Source organism: Paenibacillus sp. B46(2026), from assembly GCF_056786355.1.
Genome location: NZ_CM165907.1, coordinates 4110191 through 4133446, shown reverse-complemented (window position 1 = coordinate 4133446; position 23256 = coordinate 4110191). Strand labels below are relative to the sequence as shown.

At 46.4% G+C, this 23256-nt stretch carries 20 protein-coding genes; 13 read left to right on the top strand and 7 right to left on the bottom strand.

Annotated features, from left to right (window positions below):
• Nucleotide 1: 1 nt before the first annotated feature.
• Nucleotides 2-865, bottom strand: coding sequence for a class I SAM-dependent methyltransferase (locus AC1S8V_RS18420; RefSeq protein ID WP_036613317.1), 864 nt, complete (start codon nt 863-865; stop codon nt 2-4).
• Nucleotides 866-1090: 225 nt separating this feature from the next.
• Between AC1S8V_RS18420 and AC1S8V_RS18415 the strand changes: the two genes are divergently transcribed.
• Genes AC1S8V_RS18415 through AC1S8V_RS18405 form a run of 3 tightly spaced genes read left to right on the top strand, consistent with a single transcriptional unit; the run spans nt 1091 to nt 2975 of the window.
• The gene (locus AC1S8V_RS18415) at nt 1091-1543 is read left to right on the top strand and encodes a flavodoxin (protein ID WP_145322341.1); all 453 of its coding nucleotides are present in this window, start codon (nt 1091-1093) and stop codon (nt 1541-1543) included.
• A gap of 5 nt (nt 1544-1548) precedes the next feature.
• Nucleotides 1549-2355 (top strand): hypothetical protein, encoded by an 807-nt coding sequence (locus AC1S8V_RS18410; protein WP_482070246.1) that lies wholly within the window; start codon nt 1549-1551, stop codon nt 2353-2355.
• 53 nt (nt 2356-2408) lie between these two features.
• The gene (locus AC1S8V_RS18405; RefSeq protein ID WP_482070245.1) at nt 2409-2975 is read left to right on the top strand and encodes a nitroreductase family protein; all 567 of its coding nucleotides are present in this window, start codon (nt 2409-2411) and stop codon (nt 2973-2975) included.
• Nucleotides 2976-2997: 22 nt separating this feature from the next.
• On the opposite strand, the gene AC1S8V_RS18400 is transcribed toward AC1S8V_RS18405, so the two are convergent.
• Both AC1S8V_RS18400 and AC1S8V_RS18395 read right to left on the bottom strand, forming a co-directional pair.
• Entirely contained in the window at nt 2998-4455 is a 1458-nt protein-coding gene (locus AC1S8V_RS18400) for a 4-hydroxyphenylacetate 3-hydroxylase N-terminal domain-containing protein (RefSeq protein WP_482070244.1), read from the bottom strand.
• Nucleotides 4456-4657: 202 nt separating this feature from the next.
• Entirely contained in the window at nt 4658-4810 is a 153-nt protein-coding gene (locus AC1S8V_RS18395) for a DUF1540 domain-containing protein (RefSeq protein ID WP_482070243.1), read from the bottom strand.
• Nucleotides 4811-5338: 528 nt separating this feature from the next.
• Here AC1S8V_RS18395 and AC1S8V_RS18390 point away from each other — a divergent pair.
• The gene (locus tag AC1S8V_RS18390) at nt 5339-6151 is read left to right on the top strand and encodes an AAA family ATPase (protein WP_482070242.1); all 813 of its coding nucleotides are present in this window, start codon (nt 5339-5341) and stop codon (nt 6149-6151) included.
• A 98-nt stretch (nt 6152-6249) separates the two neighbouring features.
• Here AC1S8V_RS18390 and AC1S8V_RS18385 read toward each other — a convergent pair whose 3' ends face one another.
• Nucleotides 6250-7716, bottom strand: coding sequence for a HAMP domain-containing sensor histidine kinase (locus tag AC1S8V_RS18385; protein ID WP_482070241.1), 1467 nt, complete (start codon nt 7714-7716; stop codon nt 6250-6252).
• Nucleotides 7701-8387: a response regulator transcription factor gene (locus tag AC1S8V_RS18380; protein ID WP_482070240.1), complete on the bottom strand. Its 687-nt coding sequence runs from the start codon at nt 8385-8387 to the stop codon at nt 7701-7703. Before AC1S8V_RS18380 ends, AC1S8V_RS18385 begins: the two co-directional genes overlap by 16 nt.
• A 194-nt stretch (nt 8388-8581) precedes the next feature.
• On the opposite strand from AC1S8V_RS18380, the gene AC1S8V_RS18375 reads away from it, so the two are divergent.
• The 9 genes from AC1S8V_RS18375 (at nt 8582) to AC1S8V_RS18335 (ending at nt 21424) form a co-directional block, all read left to right on the top strand.
• Nucleotides 8582-9298 carry a YceI family protein gene (locus AC1S8V_RS18375; protein ID WP_482070239.1) on the top strand — a complete coding sequence of 239 codons (717 nt, stop codon included), beginning with the start codon at nt 8582-8584 and terminating at the stop codon, nt 9296-9298.
• A 257-nt stretch (nt 9299-9555) separates the two neighbouring features.
• A complete protein-coding gene (locus AC1S8V_RS18370) occupies nt 9556-13911 on the top strand; it encodes a glycosyl hydrolase 53 family protein (RefSeq protein WP_482070238.1) in 4356 nt (1451 codons plus the stop codon).
• Between the two features lie 269 nt (nt 13912-14180).
• Nucleotides 14181-15224 (top strand): SPFH domain-containing protein, encoded by a 1044-nt coding sequence (locus AC1S8V_RS18365; protein WP_482070237.1) that lies wholly within the window; start codon nt 14181-14183, stop codon nt 15222-15224.
• Nucleotides 15221-16252 carry a diacylglycerol kinase catalytic domain-containing protein gene (locus AC1S8V_RS18360; protein ID WP_482070236.1) on the top strand — a complete coding sequence of 344 codons (1032 nt, stop codon included), beginning with the start codon at nt 15221-15223 and terminating at the stop codon, nt 16250-16252. The genes AC1S8V_RS18365 and AC1S8V_RS18360 overlap by 4 nt, the downstream gene beginning before the upstream one ends.
• 83 nt (nt 16253-16335) lie before the next feature.
• Nucleotides 16336-17049, top strand: a complete 714-nt coding sequence (locus AC1S8V_RS18355) for a response regulator transcription factor (protein WP_482070235.1) — start codon at nt 16336-16338, stop codon at nt 17047-17049.
• A gap of 23 nt (nt 17050-17072) precedes the next feature.
• Nucleotides 17073-18044: a sensor histidine kinase gene (locus tag AC1S8V_RS18350; RefSeq protein WP_482070234.1), complete on the top strand. Its 972-nt coding sequence runs from the start codon at nt 17073-17075 to the stop codon at nt 18042-18044.
• A gap of 189 nt (nt 18045-18233) precedes the next feature.
• Complete coding sequence (locus AC1S8V_RS18345) at nt 18234-19004, top strand: ABC transporter ATP-binding protein (RefSeq protein WP_315935964.1); 771 nt, start codon at nt 18234-18236, stop codon at nt 19002-19004.
• On the top strand, nt 18979-20940 hold the full coding sequence (locus AC1S8V_RS18340) for an ABC transporter permease (RefSeq protein ID WP_482070233.1): 1962 nt from the start codon (nt 18979-18981) through the stop codon (nt 20938-20940). Before AC1S8V_RS18345 ends, AC1S8V_RS18340 begins: the two co-directional genes overlap by 26 nt.
• Before the next feature lie 142 nt (nt 20941-21082).
• On the top strand, nt 21083-21424 hold the full coding sequence (locus AC1S8V_RS18335) for a cupin domain-containing protein (RefSeq protein ID WP_249912284.1): 342 nt from the start codon (nt 21083-21085) through the stop codon (nt 21422-21424).
• A 265-nt stretch (nt 21425-21689) separates the two neighbouring features.
• Here AC1S8V_RS18335 and AC1S8V_RS18330 read toward each other — a convergent pair whose 3' ends face one another.
• Entirely contained in the window at nt 21690-21989 is a 300-nt protein-coding gene (locus AC1S8V_RS18330) for a metal-sulfur cluster assembly factor (protein WP_482074523.1), read from the bottom strand.
• A 31-nt stretch (nt 21990-22020) separates the two neighbouring features.
• Nucleotides 22021-23253 (bottom strand): YceK/YidQ family lipoprotein, encoded by a 1233-nt coding sequence (locus AC1S8V_RS18325; RefSeq protein WP_482070232.1) that lies wholly within the window; start codon nt 23251-23253, stop codon nt 22021-22023.
• Nucleotides 23254-23256 lie beyond the last annotated feature (3 nt).

Below are 23256 nucleotides of genomic sequence, written 5' to 3'. Positions count from 1 at the left end.
ACTAGGACTCCCAACGGCCCAATATGCCACAAGGCAGATCAAGACCACTGCGTGTGATCGGCAGACCGATTTCACCTGCAGTAATTTCACCACCGTACTGGGCAGACATCGTCATGGTCAGCATGTTGCGCAGAACCGTGGAGGAGATGCCCGTGGTGTAGGAGTTAACCAGCATGAATAATGGATTATCCGACAAGATTGTCATACACGACTTCAAGAAAGGATATAGGTTCTCTTCCAGCTTCCATGTCTCTCCATTAGGACCTCGGCCATACGAAGGAGGGTCCATAATAATGGCGTCATAACGATTTCCGCGCCGTTGTTCCCTTTGTACAAATTTGAATACATCATCTGTAATAAAACGAACAGGGCGATCAGCCAGTCCGGATAATTGAACATTTTCCTTGGCCCATTGAACCATGCCTTTAGCTGCATCCACATGCACGACAGAAGCGCCGGCATAAGCAGCAGCTACCGTTGCACCGCCTGTATATGCAAACAGGTTCAGAACCGAAATTGGGCGACCTGCATTGGAGATTTTATCCATCATCCAGCTCCAGTTAGCCGCTTGTTCAGGGAACAGGCCGGTATGTTTGAAGCTGGTAGGTTTAATGTGGAATTTCAGGTTTTCGTATCCGATCGTCCAGCGCTCGGGAATGGGCTTTTTCATATCCCAGTTACCGCCACCGGAAGAGCTGCGATGATAGTGACCATGGACCTGACGCCACTCATTAGTCTCTTGCTCAAGGGGCCAGATAATCTGTGGATCGGGTCTGCGTAAAATCACATCTCCCCAACGTTCCAGTTTCTCGCCGCCTCCTGTATCAATTACTTCATAGTCCTTCCAATTCTTAGCTACGTACATAATGATTTATCCATCCTTCAAAAGTCATTTGGATACTATTGTACAACAAAAAAGGGCTTGTACGCCAGTTGGGGGACGGGAGTGTACCATATACTGAAAAACAAAGATAACCAAAAATTTAATTTGACAATGATAATCATTATCACATATGATTTTGTTAATTCAAATTCATTCTTTCTTCGGAGAGAATATTAACATGATCAAACTAAAGTGAGGGAAAAATAGATGGCTAAATTGTTAGTGGCTTATGCAAGCATGACGGGAAATACAGAAGAAATTGCAGAACTGATTGTGGAAGGAATTACACAGGGAGGTCACGAGGCAGACCTGAAATCTGTTACGGATTGTAATGCATCCGATGTAATGGATTATGACGGATTCATGATCGGCGTCTACACTTGGGGAGACGGGGAGTTGCCAGATGAATTCCTTGATTTCTATGAAGAGCTGGATGAGCTTGACTTGAGCGGCAAGAGAGCAGCAGTGTTTGGTAGTGGTGACACCTCTTATGAGCAGTTCTGCGGAGCGGTTGATCTCGCCGCTGCCAAGCTGCAAGAGCGTGGGGCGGAGGTATCTCCAGAGATGTTAAAGATTGAATATAGTCCACTTGAGCAGGAGAAGGATACGTGCCGTGACTTTGGCAAACGCTTCGCTGCTGCCGGATTACAGGTGTCCTAAAGGTCATGTTAAGACATAATGTTCAGGCAGCGAAGCCGGTCGGAAGGAATGACCTTCCTGGACATCTGCTTGAAGATTACAGATTGGAAGAGATGCTGCGCAGCCCACACCGATTCATCCGCCCTGAACCAGTGTCTGAGCAGCGTTCTCCTCTGCAATGGAGGCACCGTGCACAATATGCGGTCAGTCATGCGATCAATGCTTTTTACAGTCTTGACCCTGATGTTCGCAAAGAGGTACCCATACAGTATTTACTTGAGAAGTGGTGGCCCAAGAAGACGAATGGTTTTGAATCTGTTCTCCATTACTGGGATGTGAAGAACAAGATCACGGATGAGTTGTCGCTCGCCATTGCAATGAACGATGATCTGAAACATCCAGCCATTCTATTTGAACAGTGGAGAACGGAGTTACCTTCATTATCCATGCATTTATCGATGATATTTCAGGCGGCCTGGCAACCGGAAGGCTGGGATTCGCTGCTTATTCAGAAATATATGGTTGTCCATGATCCGAACGTGGTTGAGGCATTTCAACATATGGTCAGTGCTTTCTGCTGGGAAGCCTTCGGTAAATTACCGGGTATGATCGAGATTTATTGCCTGCTGGAAGGTCGCAAAATCAGGTACATCCCTGGACGCCAATCGCTGGAACGTTCCATGGACTATATTCGCTTGATACGTGATAGCATGCCGCAAGCAGAAGTGGTGGAGTCAGAGCGGTTTACAACGCGTGATAAAGCTCGGATACACGAAGAGGTAGATCGCTGGAGAACGGAAGCCATTGAACCGAAGAAAACATGGTTGATGTGAAGAAGGCTGAAGCATAACCATATATTCATGCAGATAGAGGAGGGGATATTGTCATGTCTACCGGTCTAAGTCAAGATATAAGCAACGGCAAAAGACGTACAGGAGCTTGCGAATTCAGTCCGTTGCCTGTACCACAGTCGGTTATACGAAAGCTGCTTGATGAAGCAGATCCTTCATTATATGTAATGAGTTCAGAACCCTGGCGGTTTATGTTGTTCGCAGGCGAAGGACGGCAGCTTTATCTGGAAGCGGTCAGACAGAGCTATCCACCTCATCTGGCTGATCGCTACGGCGAGTGGGCTACATATCAATACACTGAAGCGATCCCTGCCCATCTGGTTGTTGTGGCGCCTACAAATGCCCGTGAGGATGATCTTCTACCCGCCAAAGCCTGGAGCAAACGCTTTAGTATTCTGGCTGCGGAACAGGGCTTGAATGCCGTCTGGAAGATTAATGATTATCAACAACATCCTGTCTTTATGAATTTGATGGGATTGACTAGTGAAGAGAAGGTGCTCGGGGTATTTCATATCGGTTACGGAGACCAGCCTGCATTGCGGGGAATGGATGCAAGCCGACCAGCCTCTGAACTGATGACAGTCTATGATCATCTGGTGTAAAAAAAATGATCTGTTAGTTCTCTTATTTGCTGGTGTTGGTCAGAAAATCACGAACGAGCTGACGATTCGTCTGATCCTTGTTGCAGGCAGAGAACAATCGATTTGACACCGTAATGGTATTGCCAAAAAAGAATCGTTCGAACTGGATCTGTCTGCCCCCGAATGATCCCGCCCCAAGCTCCCAGATCAGGCGGAACAGAGCGTTGCGTTCGTGAGAAGCCATATCGTTTCCTTTAAGATATACATTCAGTGAAGGAGCGATGTTGGAGTGAAACTCTTCTTCCTGAGGGACCATAATCACTCCGCTCGAACCCAGGAGTTGCAGAATTTCAATCATCTCAGGATAAAGTTTCGGAAAAAGGAGATTGGCTGCCATCAACGGTTTGGGTGCTGGTAATACAAAACCTCTTCCGTCTGGTATGGCACCTGCCTCCGCGGCCAAAGCCAATGCTTTTAATGATTCAAGACCTGCGAATACACGTGCTGTTTTTTCTATAACATGTGCTTCCGTATTCAGATCCAGGGTATCGGTAAGAAGCTGGAGTGTACCGAGAACAAATTCCGTCTTGGCAATATAACGACACAATACCTGATGACCAGCGTGAATATGAAAATGACTGCCACTGAAGAGACGGGAGGACATCTCCTCACTCCCCGCAAAAAATATTCGTTCATGCGGAACGAGCACCCGGTCAAAGATGACGATATTGTCCATTTCTTCATATCTGGAACTCAGGGGATAGTTGGCATGGGAATCGGCTGCGTAGGTATCCCGGCATACCAGACTGATTCCTGGCAGATCATTCGGGACAGCAAAGGAAAATGCAAATGGATTCTCATCATCAAATGGGGCAGGCGAAGGTGAAGGATAGACAAAAATCTCATCTGAAGTTGCAGCTTGTGTAGCCATCATGAAAGCACCGCTAATAATGAGACCTGCCTCAGTGCGATCTATGATCTTTGCAGCAATAGCATCCTCAGTAGCATCCATTTGCCCTGAGATTTTACTGGCGTGTGGCTGAATGAAAGCATGGGATAATGTGATATCATGGTCACGGCAGTATGCATAATAATTTTTGAGATTTTCTGCATATTGGGGAGATAATTCGTTCAGGAGATCCGCACCTGTGTAAAAGGACATAATGGCTGTATTCATGTAATCGGGTGATCGTCCAAGAAAGCCATGATGCACATTGGCCCAGACATTCATCCCTTCCCGTCGTTTACGGAGGTCGTCGGCACTGGTTGGAGGCAGGAAGGATATGCCCACGGGTTTGCCGTCTGCCGGGGAGGCATACGTCATTGTTTCCGTGAATTTTGGATCAGATTGAAGATCATACATGTACATCTGAGTTTCCATCAAACCAGCAAAGGCAACATGTTCAGAGCGTTTTCCGGTAATAAGTTCACCTTTGTACCAGCAGGGGACGGACTGGGCGTTAATTCGTTCGCGATACTGTGAGCCACTTTTAACAGGCATTGTTTATTCACCTCTTGGTTCTAATCGTTCATGGGCAGATTAACTTCTTACGTAGTGTACGTAGGTGATCTGTCCAATGTGCATTTAAGAGGTGAGCAGGATTTTTACAGAATAGGCTTGATAATAATTATCATTCTTGTTACAATAGACAAAGAAAAAAGGAACCGGTAAGGGCTCCTTTAAGTGAATCATAAGAAATTTCTTATTTCACTTCAAAAGTTTTGCAGTCTGTTTCAGCAGATTGACTTACTTCTTTGGAAGTGTGGCTCACGATGTAGATCGAAGAAGCGTTACATTTGTTCTCTTGAGCCCAGTGACGACAGGAATTAACTTCACACAGTACGTCTTTTGCCATGATTGTTAACCTCACTTTAATTGGATTACATTCGTTGGTATAAAAGAATCCGGATCAGCAAGTTGCCGCTTGCGAAATCTGGAAAATTTTGATGCTCTCCTGAAATTTAGAGAGCTTTTTTGCGTTATACACAACGATGCAATCTTAGAATAGCAAATTTTCTTGGAGTCTGCAACTCAATGACCCACTACTGTGGCAAAATAGTGGACGTGCTGTGGTTATCTTTGCAAAAAGGCAGTAGTATGCTATTATTTAATAGTAATAATTACGATTAAAAGTCTAGGTGATTCTATAAATTGAACTAAGTATTTATACGAAACGGAGAGGACAGAAAGAACCTGAAGAAGCGGAGCGTTCGCCTTTATCCCCGGATTTTTCCTTTATATAAAAGGATCAGAAAAAATCTGGGGATAACAGCGATCGGAAGGTTGTTCTGTCATCGAAGTGACTGGTGTAAATATTTTTTAGTTCAACTTATATAACTTGAATCACGGACTGAAACCATAGAATGAAGGAGCCTGTGTACACATGAGCAAAATAAATCATATGAATCGTATTCCTCGAGCAAAAGGGATCGATATGGCGGCTTTTTACACACCGAAAGAATGTAGACGTAAAGCCCAGCATATTGTATTTTCCGCTGAAAATGAGCGTATCATTAACGAATTCATCACCATTCTGGGTATGAAAGAGAAGTTCAGAGCGCATGATGTATCGATCCCCAACAAATTGGTCATGTTCGGCCCCCCCGGCACAGGAAAAACATTAACAGCATCGCATTTGGCTGAGCGCCTTGATTTGCCACTGGTACTCGTGAGACTAGATGCAATCATTCATAGCCACCTTGGAGAGACGGGGAGTAATGTACGCAAGTTATTCGAATATGCACGAATTAACCCCTGTGTACTTTTCTTGGATGAATTTGATGCCATAGGCCGCACACGTGAGAGCAACGATGAAGTGAAAGAGATGGCCCGTGTCGTCAATACGTTATTGCAGTGTCTGGACGAATTCGATGGGGACAGTATTCTGGTGGCTGCGACGAATCTGGAAACTCAACTGGATCATGCCATATGGCGGCGTTTTGATACCAAGATGACCTATGGTATGCCGGATGATTCAAGTCGCAGATTGTATATCAGCAAGTTGGTGGGGGCATTTGAACAGGAGGCCCGGCTGGAAGATTACATATGTGAACGCTTGGAAGGGTGCAGTTATGCGGATATAGAGCAGATCGTTTTGAAAGCAAAGCGGAAAGCGATCATTGCCAGCAGTTCACTTCATCAGCAATTGATCTCGGATGCTTACGATGAATACAGGCCACGTGTATTAGAGTATTGAACGCTCCCATTCTGGATAAAGAACAAGGAACAACGTTGAAATAGCCCAGTCTCCTGAATGGAGTCCTGGGCTATTTTTTGGCATGTTAGCGTGGTTCGTTACACTTTAACGGCTGCTCCATATGCTTTTTCTGTAGTAGTGGCTTCTTGTGTTGCAACCCAGCTCGGAAGGCTTAATCTGAACATGCTCCCTTCCGGGCTGCTGGAGACAAGTGTCAGTTCACCGCCCTGTTCCTGAGCGAGTAATCGACTATATGTTAATCCCAGACCCAGGCCGCGATTACGGCGTTTTTTGAGCTCTCCACGATAGAAGCGTTCGAAGATTTTAGCTTGATCTTCTGCCGGGATCCCTGTCCCGTTGTCCTTGACATCAACGTACAGCATCTGTTCTTCTGCGCGCAGATAAATATCGAAGACAGCCTTTTGTTCAGGGGCTGTGGCATGAAGGGCATTATTGAGCAAATTGACAATAATCTGCTGAATACGTAGAGCATCTCCCATGGTAAAAAACGTAACAGGAGGGGAGTGCAGTTGAACCTCTGGCATTTTGTCCTCATATGCTATCTTCCACTGATAGATGATCTCGCCGACCAACAGCTTCAGATCGGTTCGTTCCTTGCGAACAGCGACACTTCCTGCACACATCGCATTATAATCAAGCAGATCTGCGACCATACGCTCCATACGTTCGGATTCCTTCAAAGCGATATCCAAAAATTCCTTTCCTTCCTGTGGACTCACGACATCGTCACGTACCGCCATAACGAGTCCCTTGATGGAAGTTACCGGTGTCTTGAGTTCATGACTTACCCCTGCCAGCGAAAGTGTGCGCCATTCTTCGAGTTGTTGTAGACGTGTGGCCATGTCGCGGAATGAATTTACAAGTTCATTGATCTCACGTTCTCGTGTATTTAAGTCAAGACTCACTTCATAATTACCACCTCGAATCTGCTCAGCGGCATAGGCGACCTGACGAATAGGTCTGGATAACTTACTCGACAGGAGATAGATTGTAAACCATCCACAGAGGATTAGTCCTCCGAGGATTAGAGCAACAAGCCATATGGTCTCTGGACCAAATGTAATGGATTGTTTGGACTGCATGACCCACACTTTGCCCACGGTTTGATCGCCTTCGGATATGTTGACCGTTACGCCTGCATATTTGTTGTTCCGCGGTTCACGGTAGTCGTCTGACAGTCGATAATGCACATCTTTTTGCTCCATTTTAGGCTGGGAAAAGATCAATTGATTGTTGTTGTCCAAGATCATGACACAAAAATAATGATCAGTATTAAATAGTTTCTCTCGCTTGGTTACCAGTCTGTCGAGATCGGGGGGAACCCGCAGCATATTATTTTCACTGGTCACTTGATCTGCGATCTCCAGACCTAACAGTTCTGCGGTTTTGAGGCTTTTCTCAATTGAGGTTGTTCGAATCCAATAGAGCGCCCCAGCTACAATAATCGTGAAACCAATGCACAAAATGAGAAAATATCGCAGTGTCCAGTGTGACAGAATGGATATCGTTCGTTTGGGTTTCTTCTGTTTCAGTTGGCGATCCAAAATTGATACCCCATTCCTCGCAACGTCCGAATTTCTCCAGTTTCGGGTAACCAGTGGGAGAGTGCCTGACGTAGTCGTTTAATTGATAGATCCACAGCACGGTCACTGCCGTCGTAATCCATCCCCCATACCTGTTCAATAAGATGATCTCTGGTAAATGTACGGTTCGGATAATCGGACAGGAATAGCAGTAACGACAGGTCACGAGGTGTTAGTGCAACTTCAGCACCGTTCAGCAGCACCTGCTTGGCAGCAAGATCAATGACAAGATTGCCAAAGGAGCGCTTCTCCTCAGCACCTGAGGTCCAATGTGGATTACGGCGCAACACGGCATTCACTCTGGCGACCACTTCTTCCGGTACAAAAGGTTTGCTCATATAATCGTCAGCACCGGCATTCAACCCGTTGAGACGGTCTGAAATGTCATCCAGTGCGGTTAGCATAATCACGGGACAAGCACTTTTTTCACGAATAATTCGCAGCAGATCCCATCCGTCCATTCCGGGCAGCATCACATCAAGTAATACAAGGGAAGGCGTTACGGAATCGAAAAGGGTAAGTGCAGTCGGTCCATCTGCTGCATGATGAACTTCAAATTCTGCTTTTCTCAGATAAGCAGCCAGTACTCGTGCAATAGCTTGCTCATCCTCGACGATGAGTATGGATTTCAAGAAAAGGGGTCTCCTTTCAGTTCATAAGCTTGTGTACTGATTTTACATGAGCATGAGCATAAAGCCAATCCTGTATTAAGGATTAGAAAAAATTAAAGGACGTGTCGTATCTTGACTTCTTCCTGACACATTCGGTTGATATGATCCATATCAACAAGCAACCTAAACAATCATGTACTGGGGGAAACATAGAGATGAACAAGAAAGCAAAAACATGGCTTATTACAGGTGTGGCGGCGGTTGCCGTAATCGGTGGCGGTGGTTATTATCTCACCAATAGTTATTTGGGGAACAACGTTGAGATTGAGCAGGTGCTTCCTGCCAGCACAGCGACTTCCACCACAGCAGTAGATAGCACAGGAGCTGTTGTAGCTAATGAAACTGCGGGAGCAGAGCAACTGAATGGAGACTGGAGCATCAGCGAAGGTTCCAAAGTATACTTCTCCGTAACCACATCGCAGGAGACCGTTAATTTTGTGGACGAGCAGGTAACAGGCAATTGGACGATTAATGTAGACGATGCTTCTCAGATGAAAGCAGAAGGACAGATTGAGATGGACGGGATTGATTCCGGAAATGGACAACGGGACGGTCACGTGAAGCAAGCCGATTTCTTCGACATTGCGACATATCCACAAGCAACATTTACAGCGACTTCATTTGAAGGTGTACCTGCAGAATGGCCTGTCGGTCAAACGGTTGATATCAAAATGAATGGTACCATTACGGTTAGAGGTGTTGAAAAAGAAGTGACTTTCGATGCAAAGGCCGCTTATGAGAATAACGAAGTGTTGTTGTCAGCAACATCCATGGTAACGTTCGAAGATTTCGGAATGGAAAATCCGCACTCCGTTGTGCTCTCGACAGAAAATGATATCCAGGTACAGCTTGAATTGAAACTCTCCAAATAAGTGTAACAACGATCATATATCTAAAAATCTGTTCTGTTCTGCCTTACGGTGGATGGACAGATTTTTTTTTGTTTCTTGCAAAATAGCGTGATCCATATAGCTTAAATGTAACTTTTACAGGATCATATTGTTAAAATAACTGCTGTTTCCTTTGGATAATGCCGTGTTACTTATTGCTATTAAGCGCTTACAATAAGGGGGATTCATAACATTCATTGATCCATGCACAATCAAACACAAAAAGGGGGAGATCAAGAGTGAACAAAAGGTACATAAGCGGGTGTCTGGTATTGCTGATGCTGTTCTGTGATCTGGGCTTGATGGTTCGTCCAGCGGTTGCAGAAGATGCGAAAGTGAACGTGGCACTTAACAAGGCGGTTACGGTAAGCACAGAGTATCTGGAGTGGGGGAGCAACAAGGACCACCTTGTAGATGGCAAAAGTGATACACATTGGACTGCAACCGCTGAAGCGACGGTGGAGCAGCCACAGTGGGCGATGATTGACCTGGGTGGTGCTTATAATCTGTCTGGAGCAGAAATAACATGGAAAGATGATAAATTAGCGAAGTTTATTGTTGAAACTTCTGCGGATCAGGTCGAATGGACCAAAGTCGTGGATCAGAGCGACAATAACCTGGCTCAACAAACGACCGATCTGATGTTTCAGACGGATGCTGTTCAATATGTAAGATTCACCGTGTCATTCTACGATCAAGCAGGTGCGTGGCCCGCTATCTCCGAGATCAAAGTCTGGGGAGAAGAGCAAGGCATTGATCCGGCAGACATAACGGGTTACGATCAGGTTAACGTGCAAACAGTGACGGGGAGCGCTCCGGTTCTGCCGGCTGAGGTTAGAGCGGAGTATCTGAACGGAAAATCGGGTTCGGTTCCAGTGAAATGGAATAGTATCGACCCTTCAGAGTATTTACATGCGGGCAGCTTTACCGTGACGGGTGCAGTATATGGTGCGTCCGTATCACCAGAGGCTAATGTGACGGTTAAGGGATACCGAACGGATTATGTCAGAGGGGTGGATATTTCCACGTTAACAGCGATTGAGGATAATGGCGGGAAATATCTGGATAGCAATGGCACAGAACGTGACTTGCTTGATATCCTCAAGGACCGCGGTGTCAATTACGTGCGCCTTCGTCTGTGGAATGATCCACAGAAGTCTAATGGGTATAACGATAAAGAGGACGTCATCCGTTTAGCGAAAAGGGTGAAGGAAAAAGGCATGAAGATATTGCTGGATTTCCATTACTCGGATGAGTGGGCCCACCCGGGCCAGCAGCTTCGTCCGAAGGCATGGGAAGGACTTTCGTTCGATGAGCTGAAGCAGGCTGTATATGATTATACCGTTGAAGTTGTGGGCGACATGAAGAAAGAAAACGCCATGCCTGACATGGTTCAGATCGGTAACGAGATTAACAGCGGTGTTCTGAACGGCTTGAAGAGCAATGTGAATTTTGACGAGAATGTAGCACTCTTGAAGCGTGGGGTAGATGGTGTGCGCGCAGTCGCAGGAGGCGATCAGGTTCAGATCATGATTCACCTGGCTGAAGGTGGCAAGGCGGATACGTTCGACTGGTATTTCCGTGAACTGGAGGAAGGCGGACTGGATTACGATATTATCGGACTTTCCTATTATCCGTTCTGGCATGGGACCTTTGCCGATGTGCAGAAGACGATGAATGAAGTGTCTGCCAAGTATAAAAAAGACGTGATAATTGCCGAGACATCGTATCCATTTTCGTATAAAAACGGTGATGCACACGGTAATATCATTGGATCGGATGAAGCCCTTCATGTTGGGGGAGCGACATTCCCTGCAACGGTAGAGGGCCAATATGATGCCATTGCTGGCATTATGGATATGATCGCTGACGTGCCAGAAGGCCGCGGAGCCGGGTTCTTCTATTGGGAGCCCGCATGGATTGCGGCGAATGTAGGCTGGATTGCTTCCGAGGGAGATGCGTGGGAGAATCACGGCATGTTCGATTATGATGAATACCCGGACAACGGGGGTTATTCTTACGAGGGACGAGCCTTACCATCCCTTGATGTGTACAAACGTGGACTGGAGCTTCTGCCAGCAGATCGACAGCATTTGTCGGCAGCCCTTACACGGGCAAAGTCGCTGGTTTCCAGTGATTTTACACCTGAAAGCTGGGACAATCTTGCTCCTGCCATTGAAGCAGCAGAGGCTGTTTACCGTAAGGCCTATACATCAGGTGGACTTACGCAACAGGAGACGGACACGGCAACAACAGCATTGGAAGGTGTCATGCAGCAGCTCAGCGTGATTGCTCCGCAGCTAGGCGATCTCACAGCAAAAATGGCGGAAGCACGCACATATCAGCAGGAAGATTGGTCTGCTGCAACGTGGGCGATGTTAACCAAAGCGCTTGAACGCGCCGAGCAGGTGATTGCCGATCCAAGGGCAACTCAGACAGACGCCAACACTGCCGTAAAACATCTGAATGATGCCATTCAGGGTCTGTCGAATGTGGACAAGACGGAGCTGCATAAGTGGATTGGGGAAATACAGCAACAGACTGAATCCTCTTACACAAGCAGAAGCTGGACAACATTGAAGGATGCGTTACAGGCGGCAATCGTTGTTAGAGACAACACAAGTGCGGTGCAGTCTGAAGTGAATTCGGCACTCAATGGATTGAAGCAAGCCTCTAATGACCTTGTATTGCTGGAAGCATTGACCACAGGCAAAACGGCAACCGCCTCAACCAGTGCGGGTACAGGTGGCGGCGAAGCCAACTCTCCGGGGGGAGCTATTGACAGTAACCCGAACACTTCATGGGGGACCGATCAGAGCGTAGACAGTTGGTGGCAAGTGGATCTGGGTCAGGTTGCTAACCTTCGCAAGATCGAAATGTCGATGTGGAGTGGTGGAATCAAATACAAGATTGAAGTGTCCAATGATAACAAAAAATTTGTGAAAGTGGTCGATACCACGAGCGACGTTGTCGTTTCAACAGCGCCAAGACATGTGTTCTCGAATGATACAGAGGCGCGTTATATTCGCGTAACGATTACAGCAGGTTCTACATGGGTAGGATTTATGGATTTTGAAGCATACGGTACGTTCCCGGCCGACAAATCTGCACTGCAATCTACTGTAGATGCCGCTGAGAAATTAAAGCAAACCGAATACACCACTTCAAGCTGGAATGTATTCAGTAAGGCGCTCTCTGAAGCGAAGGCATTCATTCTGGATGTTGAATCTTCAACGCAAGATGTAAGTAAGGCGGATCGTGCGTTACAAGATGCTGTAAGCCAATTGGTACGTCAAGATAGTACACCAGGCACAGGGCAGCCGTCACAACCAAGTGTACCATCACAACCTTCCAACCCCGGAACAGCCCCATCGCCGGGGAATCCGGCTGTAAGCCCACCGGTTGGATCGGGTGATCCGCCAGTGAAGGGATCGATCACGATAAAGGGAACGAAATCCGGGGATGACAAGTATTCCATTCGTCCAGATGCATCCCAATTAACTCAGGCACTGCAATCCATGGATGCAGGGAACCGAACGTTGAAGCTGATTGCAGATGTCCCTGACACAGCCAAGACAGTCACATTCCAATTGCCTGCAAGTCAACTGGCAGCATGGGTTCGTACTGAGGAAGTGCAATCCCTGGATGTAGTCGTAGGACAGACTACTGTTCGTGTTCCTCTGAAATCACTCCCGCCAACCATTGCGGAGACTGCTGGAACGTTCGACATCGTAGTGGCAAAAGGATCAACAGATACGCTGACTACATCGCAAAAAGCAGCGATCGGTAATCATGCAATTGTCGACGTGAATTTGTTGATGAACAATAAGCCATTGCAATGGACGAACAGAGCGGTTGAAGTTGCTCTATCCAATGTAGAGCAATCTAAGAAGAATGATGTAGTTATGGTCGTACATTCCATATCTCCAAGTGGGGAGATGAAACCTGTTACGTATTCGAAGTACGATGACAAGACGAAGACGATGGCGTTCAAACCATTGGAATCCGGCAGTTATGTCATTGCAGAAGTTGAAGTGCCATTACATGATCTGCAAAATCACAATTGGGCTCTCCAAGAGGTGCAGAACCTCTATGGTAAAGGGATTATTACGGGAATGAGCGCGACCCGTTTTGCTCCGCAAGGTGAACTGACCAGAGCACAATTTTTGCAAATGATTATTAAAGGTATTGGTGATACACGCCAGTCCGATCCATCTATTTCATTCCCAACGGATGTGAAGGAGGGGCATTGGTATGCCGATTCAGTACGACTTGGAATTGAAATGAACATTATTCAAGGCCAGGCAGATGGAAGCTTTGGAGCCAATGAACGTATATCACGAGAAGATATGGCCGTTATGCTGAACAGAGCACTGAAGGTTGTGCAGCGTGAGGATGTGACCCATTCTGTACAAGGAAATATGGTGTTTGTAGACAACGCCGAGATCGCGGCATACGCCAAAGAGGCTGTAGCCTCGATGCAGCAACTTGGACTGCTGAACGGCATGCCTGATGGCACGTTTGCTCCCAAAGAAACAGCGAACCGTGCACAAGGGGCTGTTGCCGTCGCCAGACTAATGGAACAACTGTATTAGAAGTAGTTCAAAAAGTCCGTTTTTGATTACGAAGGATGCCTGGTGGCATCATCAGCACGCATTAATAGAAATAACAAAGCAGGTAAAGAGATCGGATCAAATGGTTCGATCTCTTTACCTGCTTTGTATAAGAAAAAAGGTTCTGACGGACTCCCTTACTCTAAATAGGCATATGAACAATTTGTTAATGTCGTATTGACAATATCAAATTCATTTGTTATCATTTCGATAATATCAAAACGACAATATTAAGAAATGGGGAATGAGCCATGTTTGGATTCCGATTCGCGAAATTTCAACCCAGTGAGTATGTAATGAAGGTGAAAAATGGTGAGGTACAGCGTCAAGGTGTGGGATTGTCCTTCTACTATTATGAGCCGACCACATCGGTAGTGGTTCTACCCGTATCCTCGGTGGATGTACCGTTCATGTTCGAAGAGATTACGGCGGATTATCAGACGGTTACTGTGCAGGGGCAACTAAGTTATCGCATTGTGGATTATTTGAAAATAACGCAGAGCCTGAATTACACGTACAATTTGCGCAAGAATCGATATATTTCCGACGACCCCGGCAAGCTGGACCAACGGGTGATCACCACAGCCAAAGTACTGACCAAGAAACATCTGGAACAAATGCCACTGAAGGAGGCCATTCAATCCAGTGAACGGCTGGTAAGCAGCATGAAACGCGAAGTCGTACAAAGTGAAGAATTGGAGAAACTGGGCGTTGAGCTGATGAGTCTATCGATACTGGCCATTCTGCCTAATAAAGAGACGATGCGTGCATTGGAAGCACAAGCGCGGGAAGAGATTTTGCGTCAGGCAGACGAAGCGCTCTATGTGCGTCGGAATGCTTCCATTGAACAGGAAAGACGAGTAAAAGAGAATGAACTGAACACCGAAATTGCCGTGGAGACGAAGAAACAGCAGATTCGTGAGACCCAATTGCAGGCAGAACGCTCGGTGAAACAGAAACAAAACGAGATGGAGCAGGAGCAGCTTCAGTTCAATACAGGGATGGAGGAACGTAAACAGCAACTGATTGAGTTAACCATTGCTAATCACAATGCCGAAGCGGATGCCAAAGCCTATGAGATTGCTGCCGTGATGAATTCATTGCAAAATGTACAGCCGAATGTACTGCAAGCGATGGCGAACATGGGCATGAATTCCGATAAGCTGATTGCACTTGCGTTCCAGGAACTGGCTGAAAATGCAGGCAAGATTGGACAGCTTAATATCTCGCCGGATCTGTTGCAGGGACTAATGTCTCCTGCGCCGGGCAGGGATCAGGGAGGTCGAGCAAGATGAGATTGAGGAAAGCAGGAAAATCAGTACGTCAGCAACCTGCGGCGGACGATCGAATGAGCGAACACAAGCTGATTCTGGTGAAGCGCCGGACCAGACTGGAGGAGCTGGTGGTTCGATATAACACAGTGCAGCAAGCCCAGTTCTATATTGAACGTCTGGGCGCAGATTTCAGTGATTATATGGAGGAAGACCGTCGTTATCGACAATCCGTGCAACAGGCGCAGCAGCAGCTGGGACAATTGGGCCGCGTCCAGACGATTGATCGGGAACATGTGCCCAACTTCATTTTTGGAGAGCAGGATATCGTGGTTGTGGTTGGACAGGATGGACTTGTAGCGAATACCCTCAAATATGTGGCCGAGCAGCCGCTCATCGGTGTGAATCCGGACCCGATGCGTTGGGACGGGGTATTATTACCTTTTACCGTGGAGGATCTCAGCTTCATTGTCCCTGATGTCATTCGAAAGCAACGAACATTGAAAGAAGTCACTCTCGCCAAAGTAGAACTAAATGATGGACAGTATCTATATGGTGTGAATGATCTGTTCATTGGTCGGAAGACGCATGTATCGGCTCGTTATGAAGTACGTTTGGGTACATCCGCAGAACAACAATCCTCCAGTGGTATCATTGTATCCACTGGCATGGGATCGACAGGCTGGTTCAAAAGTGTGCTGGCCGGAGCCACCGGAATTGTTGGATCGGCGGCATGGCAGAACCTGAATTCCGAAGCTGAGGTTGCTACAGCATCTGCATCCATTCATGGAAGCAGGCAGGAGTTGAATCATTTTAACTGGGATGCACCGTACTTATATTTTTCAGTACGTGAACCGTTCCCGAGCCGGACAACAGCTGCCAACCTGGTCTTCGGACAGATTCATTCGAAGCAATCATTGCACATTGTATCCCAGATGCCAGAGGATGGTGTTATTTTCAGCGATGGGGTCGAGCAGGACTTTCTTGAGTTTAATTCAGGGGTGGAAGCCATCATTGGTTTGGCAGAGAAGAGGGGACGCCTCGTGGTCTGAGCCTTTATTTTCAATCCGTTTCCGACTAGAATGGGTAACTAGATGTGATACACTGACGACAGGAAACGGAAAGAGGGTTAACGATGCAGTCGATATTGTTGGTTGAAGATGATGCCAAGCTTGCAGGATTGCTGGCGGCTTATCTGACCCGAAATGGATTCCAGGTAGAGGTCACAGATGATTTTCGTCATGTACTGGATGAATTTGTGAAGATGGAACCGGATCTGGTACTGATGGATGTGAACTTACCTCAATATGATGGCTATTATTGGTGCAGACAGATACGCACACATTCCATATGTCCCATTTTATTCATATCGGCTCGTGATAGTGGTATGGATCAGATTATGGCGTTGGAACATGGGGCGGATGATTATATTACGAAACCTTTTCAATATGAAGTCGTTCTTGCCAAAGTCCGTAGTCAGCTGCGCAGAGCCTATGGTTCTTACGCTGCTGTGCAGCAGGAAGTGAAGGTGAAGAACGGTCCCATGATTCTCTATCCTGAGCGATTCGTACTGGAGTATGATGAACGTTCAACAGAGCTGACACAGAAGGAAGCGATACTGGTGGAAGCACTAATGGCGAAGGCAGGGCGAGTTGTCAGCCGGGAAAAATTGCTTGAACAGATGTGGGAAGATCAGCATTTTATTGATGATAATACGTTGAATGTCTATATTACACGTGTTCGCCGGAAGTTGAAGGAGCTAGGTGCAGAAGAGATTTTGGAGACGGTTCGCGGAGCGGGTTATCGTGTGTTGGATCTGGGTTCATCCGCACAGGGAAAAGGGAAATGAGACTTTTCCTGAGAGACCACCAGATGTTAGTCGGATTTTATGTGCTGCAGATGTTACTGGTTCCGTGTGTGTATTGGCTTTCTGGTGAGGATCGCCCGATGAAAATTGTCCTCTATGGCATGCTGATCAGTACCATGGTGCTGTTGGTCTATCTAATCATACGTTACTTTCAGCTGCGAGCGTATTATCGTCTACTTCAACAACCACGTAAACGGGTAAATGAGCCTTTTCAAACGCTTGGAAATTCGGTCGTGGCGGAAGCCATCCAGGAACTGTTACATGAACTGGAGCGTAATCGGCAGCATGAGATAAGTCAATTACGTACTAGCAAGGAACAGCAGGTAGTATTCATGAATCGCTGGGTTCATCAGATGAAGACCCCGTTGTCCATTATCCAACTGACCCTGGAAGATGTGGAAGATGAGACGGCTGGCAGTATTCAGGATGAGCTGGATAAAATGCGCAAAGGACTTGAAATGGTCTTGCATTCATCAAGGCTTGAACAGTTCGAAGGGGATTTTCGTGTAGAGCTGCTGTCTCTGCATGAGGTGCTTCGGAGTAGCATTGCAGAGAACCGACGTTTGTTTATTCGCAGAGGCATTACGCCGGATATCCGGATGGAGGGCGACCTTCAGATATATAGTGACTCCAAGTGGCTGCGGTTCATGTTCACCCAGATTTTGACCAATGCCGTGAACTATTCCGATAGCAAATCAGGCAAAAAAGTGATCATTACAGGCTATAAACAGGAAGAGCGTACCATCCTGGACATTCAGGATGAGGGAATCGGCATCTCGTCCGAGGACATTCATCGCGTGTTCAATCCCTATTTCACAGGCGAACGGGGCAGGCAATATCACGAATCTACGGGAATGGGATTATATCTGGTCCGTGAGATCAGTGCCCGATTAGATAACCGTGTGGAGTTGTTTTCGGAGCCAAATGAGGGAACGTTGGTCAGATTCAGCTGGGTTCAATCGAAATATCCGAAGTAAAGAGCGCTTTGCCCATGGGCGAGGTGCTTTTTTTAATGCACAGAAGTGTAATAGAGAAGCCAGGGGAACAAAACCTTAAGCGTGCTGTAAGGGAAGTTTAAGGTAATTCGATAGCACCGTTACGGGAGGTCGGTTAGGATAAGAATAGAATTAACGTATAAAGAATGATGGATCAGGAGGGAATTACGCATGGAAATGTTACAGGTATCGGCACTCAACAAAGTATATCAGGGCAAAGTGCAGACTCAAGCCCTTAGTGATATTCATCTGACAATCAAGCAAGGTGAGTTTGTGGGCATCATGGGCCCGTCAGGCAGTGGCAAAACCACATTGTTAAACATGGTCTCCACCATTGATGAACCCAGCTCAGGCAAGGTGCTGATTAATGGCATGAACCCGTTTGATATGAAAAAGAAAGAACTTGCTATGTTCCGGCGTCGGGAACTCGGATTTGTCTTTCAGGATTTCAATCTGTTGGACACGCTGACTGTTGCTGAGAATATTGTACTTCCACTGACACTGGACAAGGTCAAACTGAAGGAGATGGAGAGCAGACTACATCGCATTACAGCCAAGCTCGGGATTGATCACATTCTGGATAAACGAGTCTACGAAATTTCGGGCGGACAGCGCCAGCGAACAGCCATTGCGAGATCCATGATCAATATGCCTTCGATTGTTTTGGCGGATGAACCAACCGGTGCCCTGGATTCTACGTCATCCCAAGCGGTCATGGAGTCGCTTGAACAGATTAATCAGCAGGAGAAAACGACCATTATGCTGGTTACACATGATCCCCTTGCAGCAAGTTATTGCAACCGAATCGTGTTCATCAAGGACGGAAAACTGGCAGCCGAGGTACACCGCGGAGACAATCGACAGACGTTCTTCCAGCGGATCATTGATACCTTATCCTTCTGGGGAGGGAATTCACATGAGCTTTCTTCAGTTCGCGTTTAATAACATTCGCCGGAATGGGCGAGCGTATATTGCTTTTTTTCTTAGCAGCGTGTTTATGGTCATGATTTTCTTCGCTTATGCGGTATTTATCTATCATCCATATGTGACAGAGTTGCCGATGGGGGACACAACCGCTACGGGGATGCAGATCGCTTCGATTATCGTGTATGTGTTTGCATTTTTCTTTGTCATGTATTCCATCAGTGCTTTCCTCAAGTCACGGAACAAGGAGTTTGGCATTCTGACCATACTTGGTGCCGAGCCCAGACAGATTCGGAGATTGGTCATTCTGGAGAATATGTTGATCGGTTGCCTGTCCATTATTGCCGGTATCAGCGGAGGTATGTTGTTGTCCAAGCTGTTCCTGATGTTAACCACTCGTTTTATCGGGATGGATGATCTGCCCTTTTATTTTCCGGTGAAAGCGATTCTGATTACGATCGGGGCCTTTCTGTTGTTATTTTTCTGCATTTCACTCTTCACACTGGTTTTTATCGGGAACAAACGGACGTTAGAACTTTTGACGGGAACCAACAAACCTAAAAAAGAGCCCAAAGCTTCATGGTTCTTCTCACTTCTGGGTTTTGCATTACTTACAGTAGGTTTTGTGGTACTCCGCAGCGGGTTAAATGGCGGAACAATCATGCTTGCAGCAGTAACAGGGATAGCGGGAACGTATTTTTTCTATTCACAACTTTCCGTGCTCATCATCCGTTTATTGAAGCGTAATCGTAAAACGGTATGGCATGGTACACGTCTGTTATGGATCTCAGAGATGAGCTATAAAATGAAGGATAATGCCCGCATGCTCTTTATGGTGACCGTGGTGATTGCGATTGCTTCAATGAGTGCAGTTGTAATTTTGTCACTGGATCAGGAGAATCGGGAGCAGTTTACCAATAACGATTTTGCAGTCCAATACAATGTATACACACCTTCGGATCAAATGAATATGAGCACTATTGATTCGAGACTTCAAGCCGCAGGCTTGGATTATCAGCAAGTGTATCTGGAGTACTTCTGGTCTGATGCGGATCTGAGTGCTGTCTCGGTCATGCCGCTCAGTCATTACAACCGATTCAATGCAATCCTAGGAAAAAAGACATTCCAATTGGATTCAGACTCAGCATTGTTCGTAGATTCCCGTAATGAGAAGGATCAGGCTCAGATCGATCGCAACAGGTTTCGCAATTATGCGGAAGGAGACACAATGACTCTGAATCTGGAAGCTGGTCCAATGCAAGCAATAGTTACAGCTACGGATGTTGAGACACGGTTTGCAACCTTGATCTATTCAACAGCTGTGGTTGTCCTCCCGGATGAGAAGTTTGAAAAGATCACACAACAGATCCAAGGAAACAGGTTATCTGGCAAAGTTCTGTATCAGATTCCTGCCTGGGGTCATGCTGTACCTGACCGTCACTCCTCGGAAGCCATGGTTAGCGATCAGCTCTTGTCGTCCGCAGATACCATTCGAAGCGATAATGCTTCTTCGGATGAGAATTACTCCGGCTTTCTGACCACTCGATATGGAGATTTTGAGAGATACAGACAGGGTACAGCACTCTTTACCTTTCTGGGCATATTTATCGGATTGATCTTCTCCATCTCTTCTGCAAGCTTTTTGTATTTCAGGCTGCATACCGATCTTGAAGCCGATGGAAAGATGGTGCATTCTCTTTCGAAAATGGGTCTCAGTTTCCAGGAGATGAAACGATCATCCACCGTTCAGATTGCCATTCTGTTCTTTTTACCAATTGGGGTAGCTATCATTGAAACGTTGGTCGTGGTTAAGCCATTCCTGTCTGAATTCGGTATTACGAATTATACGGTTCCGGTGTTGACTGTATTTGGTGCGTTTCTCCTTGCACAGACATTTTATTTCTTCGTTATCCGTTCCAGATATATATCTTCTCTGCGCAAAATGATGGTGTAATCATCCGGGAAACAAACGATCATAAGGACCGTCCATAATCTGTTTATTGCCCGCATTTCTTGATTCAGATCAAGGAAACGCGGGCTTTCTTGCGTTAAGATGAATGCATTCACAGATTATATTATCGAGGAGGAAGATTATCATGAGTATTACGTCATTGCAAGAAGTCAAAACATTCAGTGAGGACCGTTTCACGAAACGGGTTTTATTCCAACAGGGTGGTGGAGTGACCTTTGTGCTTCATTTTCTGCCAGGTCAGCAGCTTCCCGTTCATAAACATCCGGGAACAGACGTTATTTTGCTGGTGGTCGAAGGCACAGGCACACTTATTCTGGATGGAAAAGAACAAGCGGTGAAACAAGAGGATGTGATCCATTGCGGCGGTGAAGTAGAGTTCGCATTCCATAATACAGGAGATCAGGAAGTTCGTTTGTTCGTGGTGTTAAATAAAGTACCAGCAGCATCGTATGCAAAGGACATCTAACATCGATATCAAGGAATCGATAAAATGATTCACTGATTGGCACCAATATAAGGGGAACTCTATTCTGGAGTTTCCTTATTTATTTTTATTCAAGAATACTCTTCTCCAACATTCGTCCTTCTAGCAATTTCCGGGGAGTAGATCAAGTGTATGTTCCCATCGCAAAACAAAAAGCATACTTGGATCTGAGAATATCAGATCTTGAGTACGCTTCTTCGTATTCCGCCAGCAACTTGTTCATTCATCCGGTCCATAGTCATTCTGCCTAGAAATAGCCCAGCATTTCCTTGGCTTCATTCGACATCAGCTGTGGAGACCACTGTGGCTCCCACACCACTTGAACATCAATATCAGTCTTGCTCGTATTTTCCTGTAAAACCCATTTCACCGCACCAACGATGGTATCGTGCAGCGGACAACCTGGTGTAGTCAGCGTCATCCGTACATGTACTCGTTCAGGTTCTTCCCTTACTTCATACACCAGACCCAGGTCAACGATATTGACACCTAATTCAGGGTCATATACTTCCTTGAGACATTTCAGTAAATGCGTGGTTTGTTCCATCATATTCACTCTCCAGTTTACCTTATTAATATTAACGTCTGAATACCAAAGCAATGTTCATTATATAAACGATGGAGACCAGAGATAAGATTGTTCCTCCAACCATCATGACCTCTGCCAAATTAATCAGAATTCCACTGACAAGCAGAAGGCTTCCAGCCACCATGGCGAGCATACCCCAATTGACGTTCCGTTCACTCAGCATACCAGCCATTAGCGGTGTCCCGGGTCTGCCTGCCTGCTTGCCATATTTATGGGTCCACCACAGAAAAGGCACGATTTTGGAAGCATAGCCCAGTATGGTGAGAGACACCCAGCCCCCGAGATACACCCAACCAGACAGTAGAACAACCCTTGGATGGAGCAGCAGTTCGGTTCCTTGCGCGGAATAGATCAGTAGGGCGACAGTATATACGGCAAAGGCACGACTTACATAGACAGACCAGCGAATGCCCGGGCCGGGGTTGCTTTTGTGACGTTTCTCCTGAATTTGCTCCAAGTGATACACATAGAAGAGTAGGGCGGCAGTTAGGAGCAAGAGCGCGAACCAGAGCAAGCCTCCCTTGAACCCAGTCAGAAATGCGACAACGCCTGTAATTACAGAGGCATTCCACAGAACCAGGACCACTTTTTGCAGTCGAATGGAATAATCGTGGGACAAGTAGAACATCGGAAGCATTTTGTAACTGAAGCCGGTAATTAACATGCCAAACCAGCCAAGTGTTCCCATCCAGATATGTGCGCCGAATAAGCGTTCATGCAGACCATTCCAATCACCAAAGGCAAAATTCAGACCCATCAGCATACCGGACAGCCCGGTTAGAACGAGATAGAGACAGGAACAAGCTGCACTAATCGTTACCGGATTCCACTGTGAGGCACGGAAGAGGGTAACAGCCATATTCCATCCGAACAACAGAATGCCCGAGAGCGCGAGTGTAGCAGAACCGGCAATCCAGATGACATCTGCACGAATGAAACCGTATAACATGCCCGTGATCCCGATACTGAACAAGACATAATGACAATAACCGAGAAACAGACTGTAGATATTCGATTGCAAAATAACATGTATCAACTGATAAACGGCACCCATGGCCAGCATGGTTGCCCACCCGAGCACAAACAGATGGGCATGAAACCAGCCTTCGGGTCCTCTGAGTTCATCACCAAGCCAACCTGTCAGCGAGAGCAGAGAGAAGGCGTGATACATTACAAATCCAAAGATGCCCGTGATGATAAAAAGAAACGGCAACCTGGACATGGC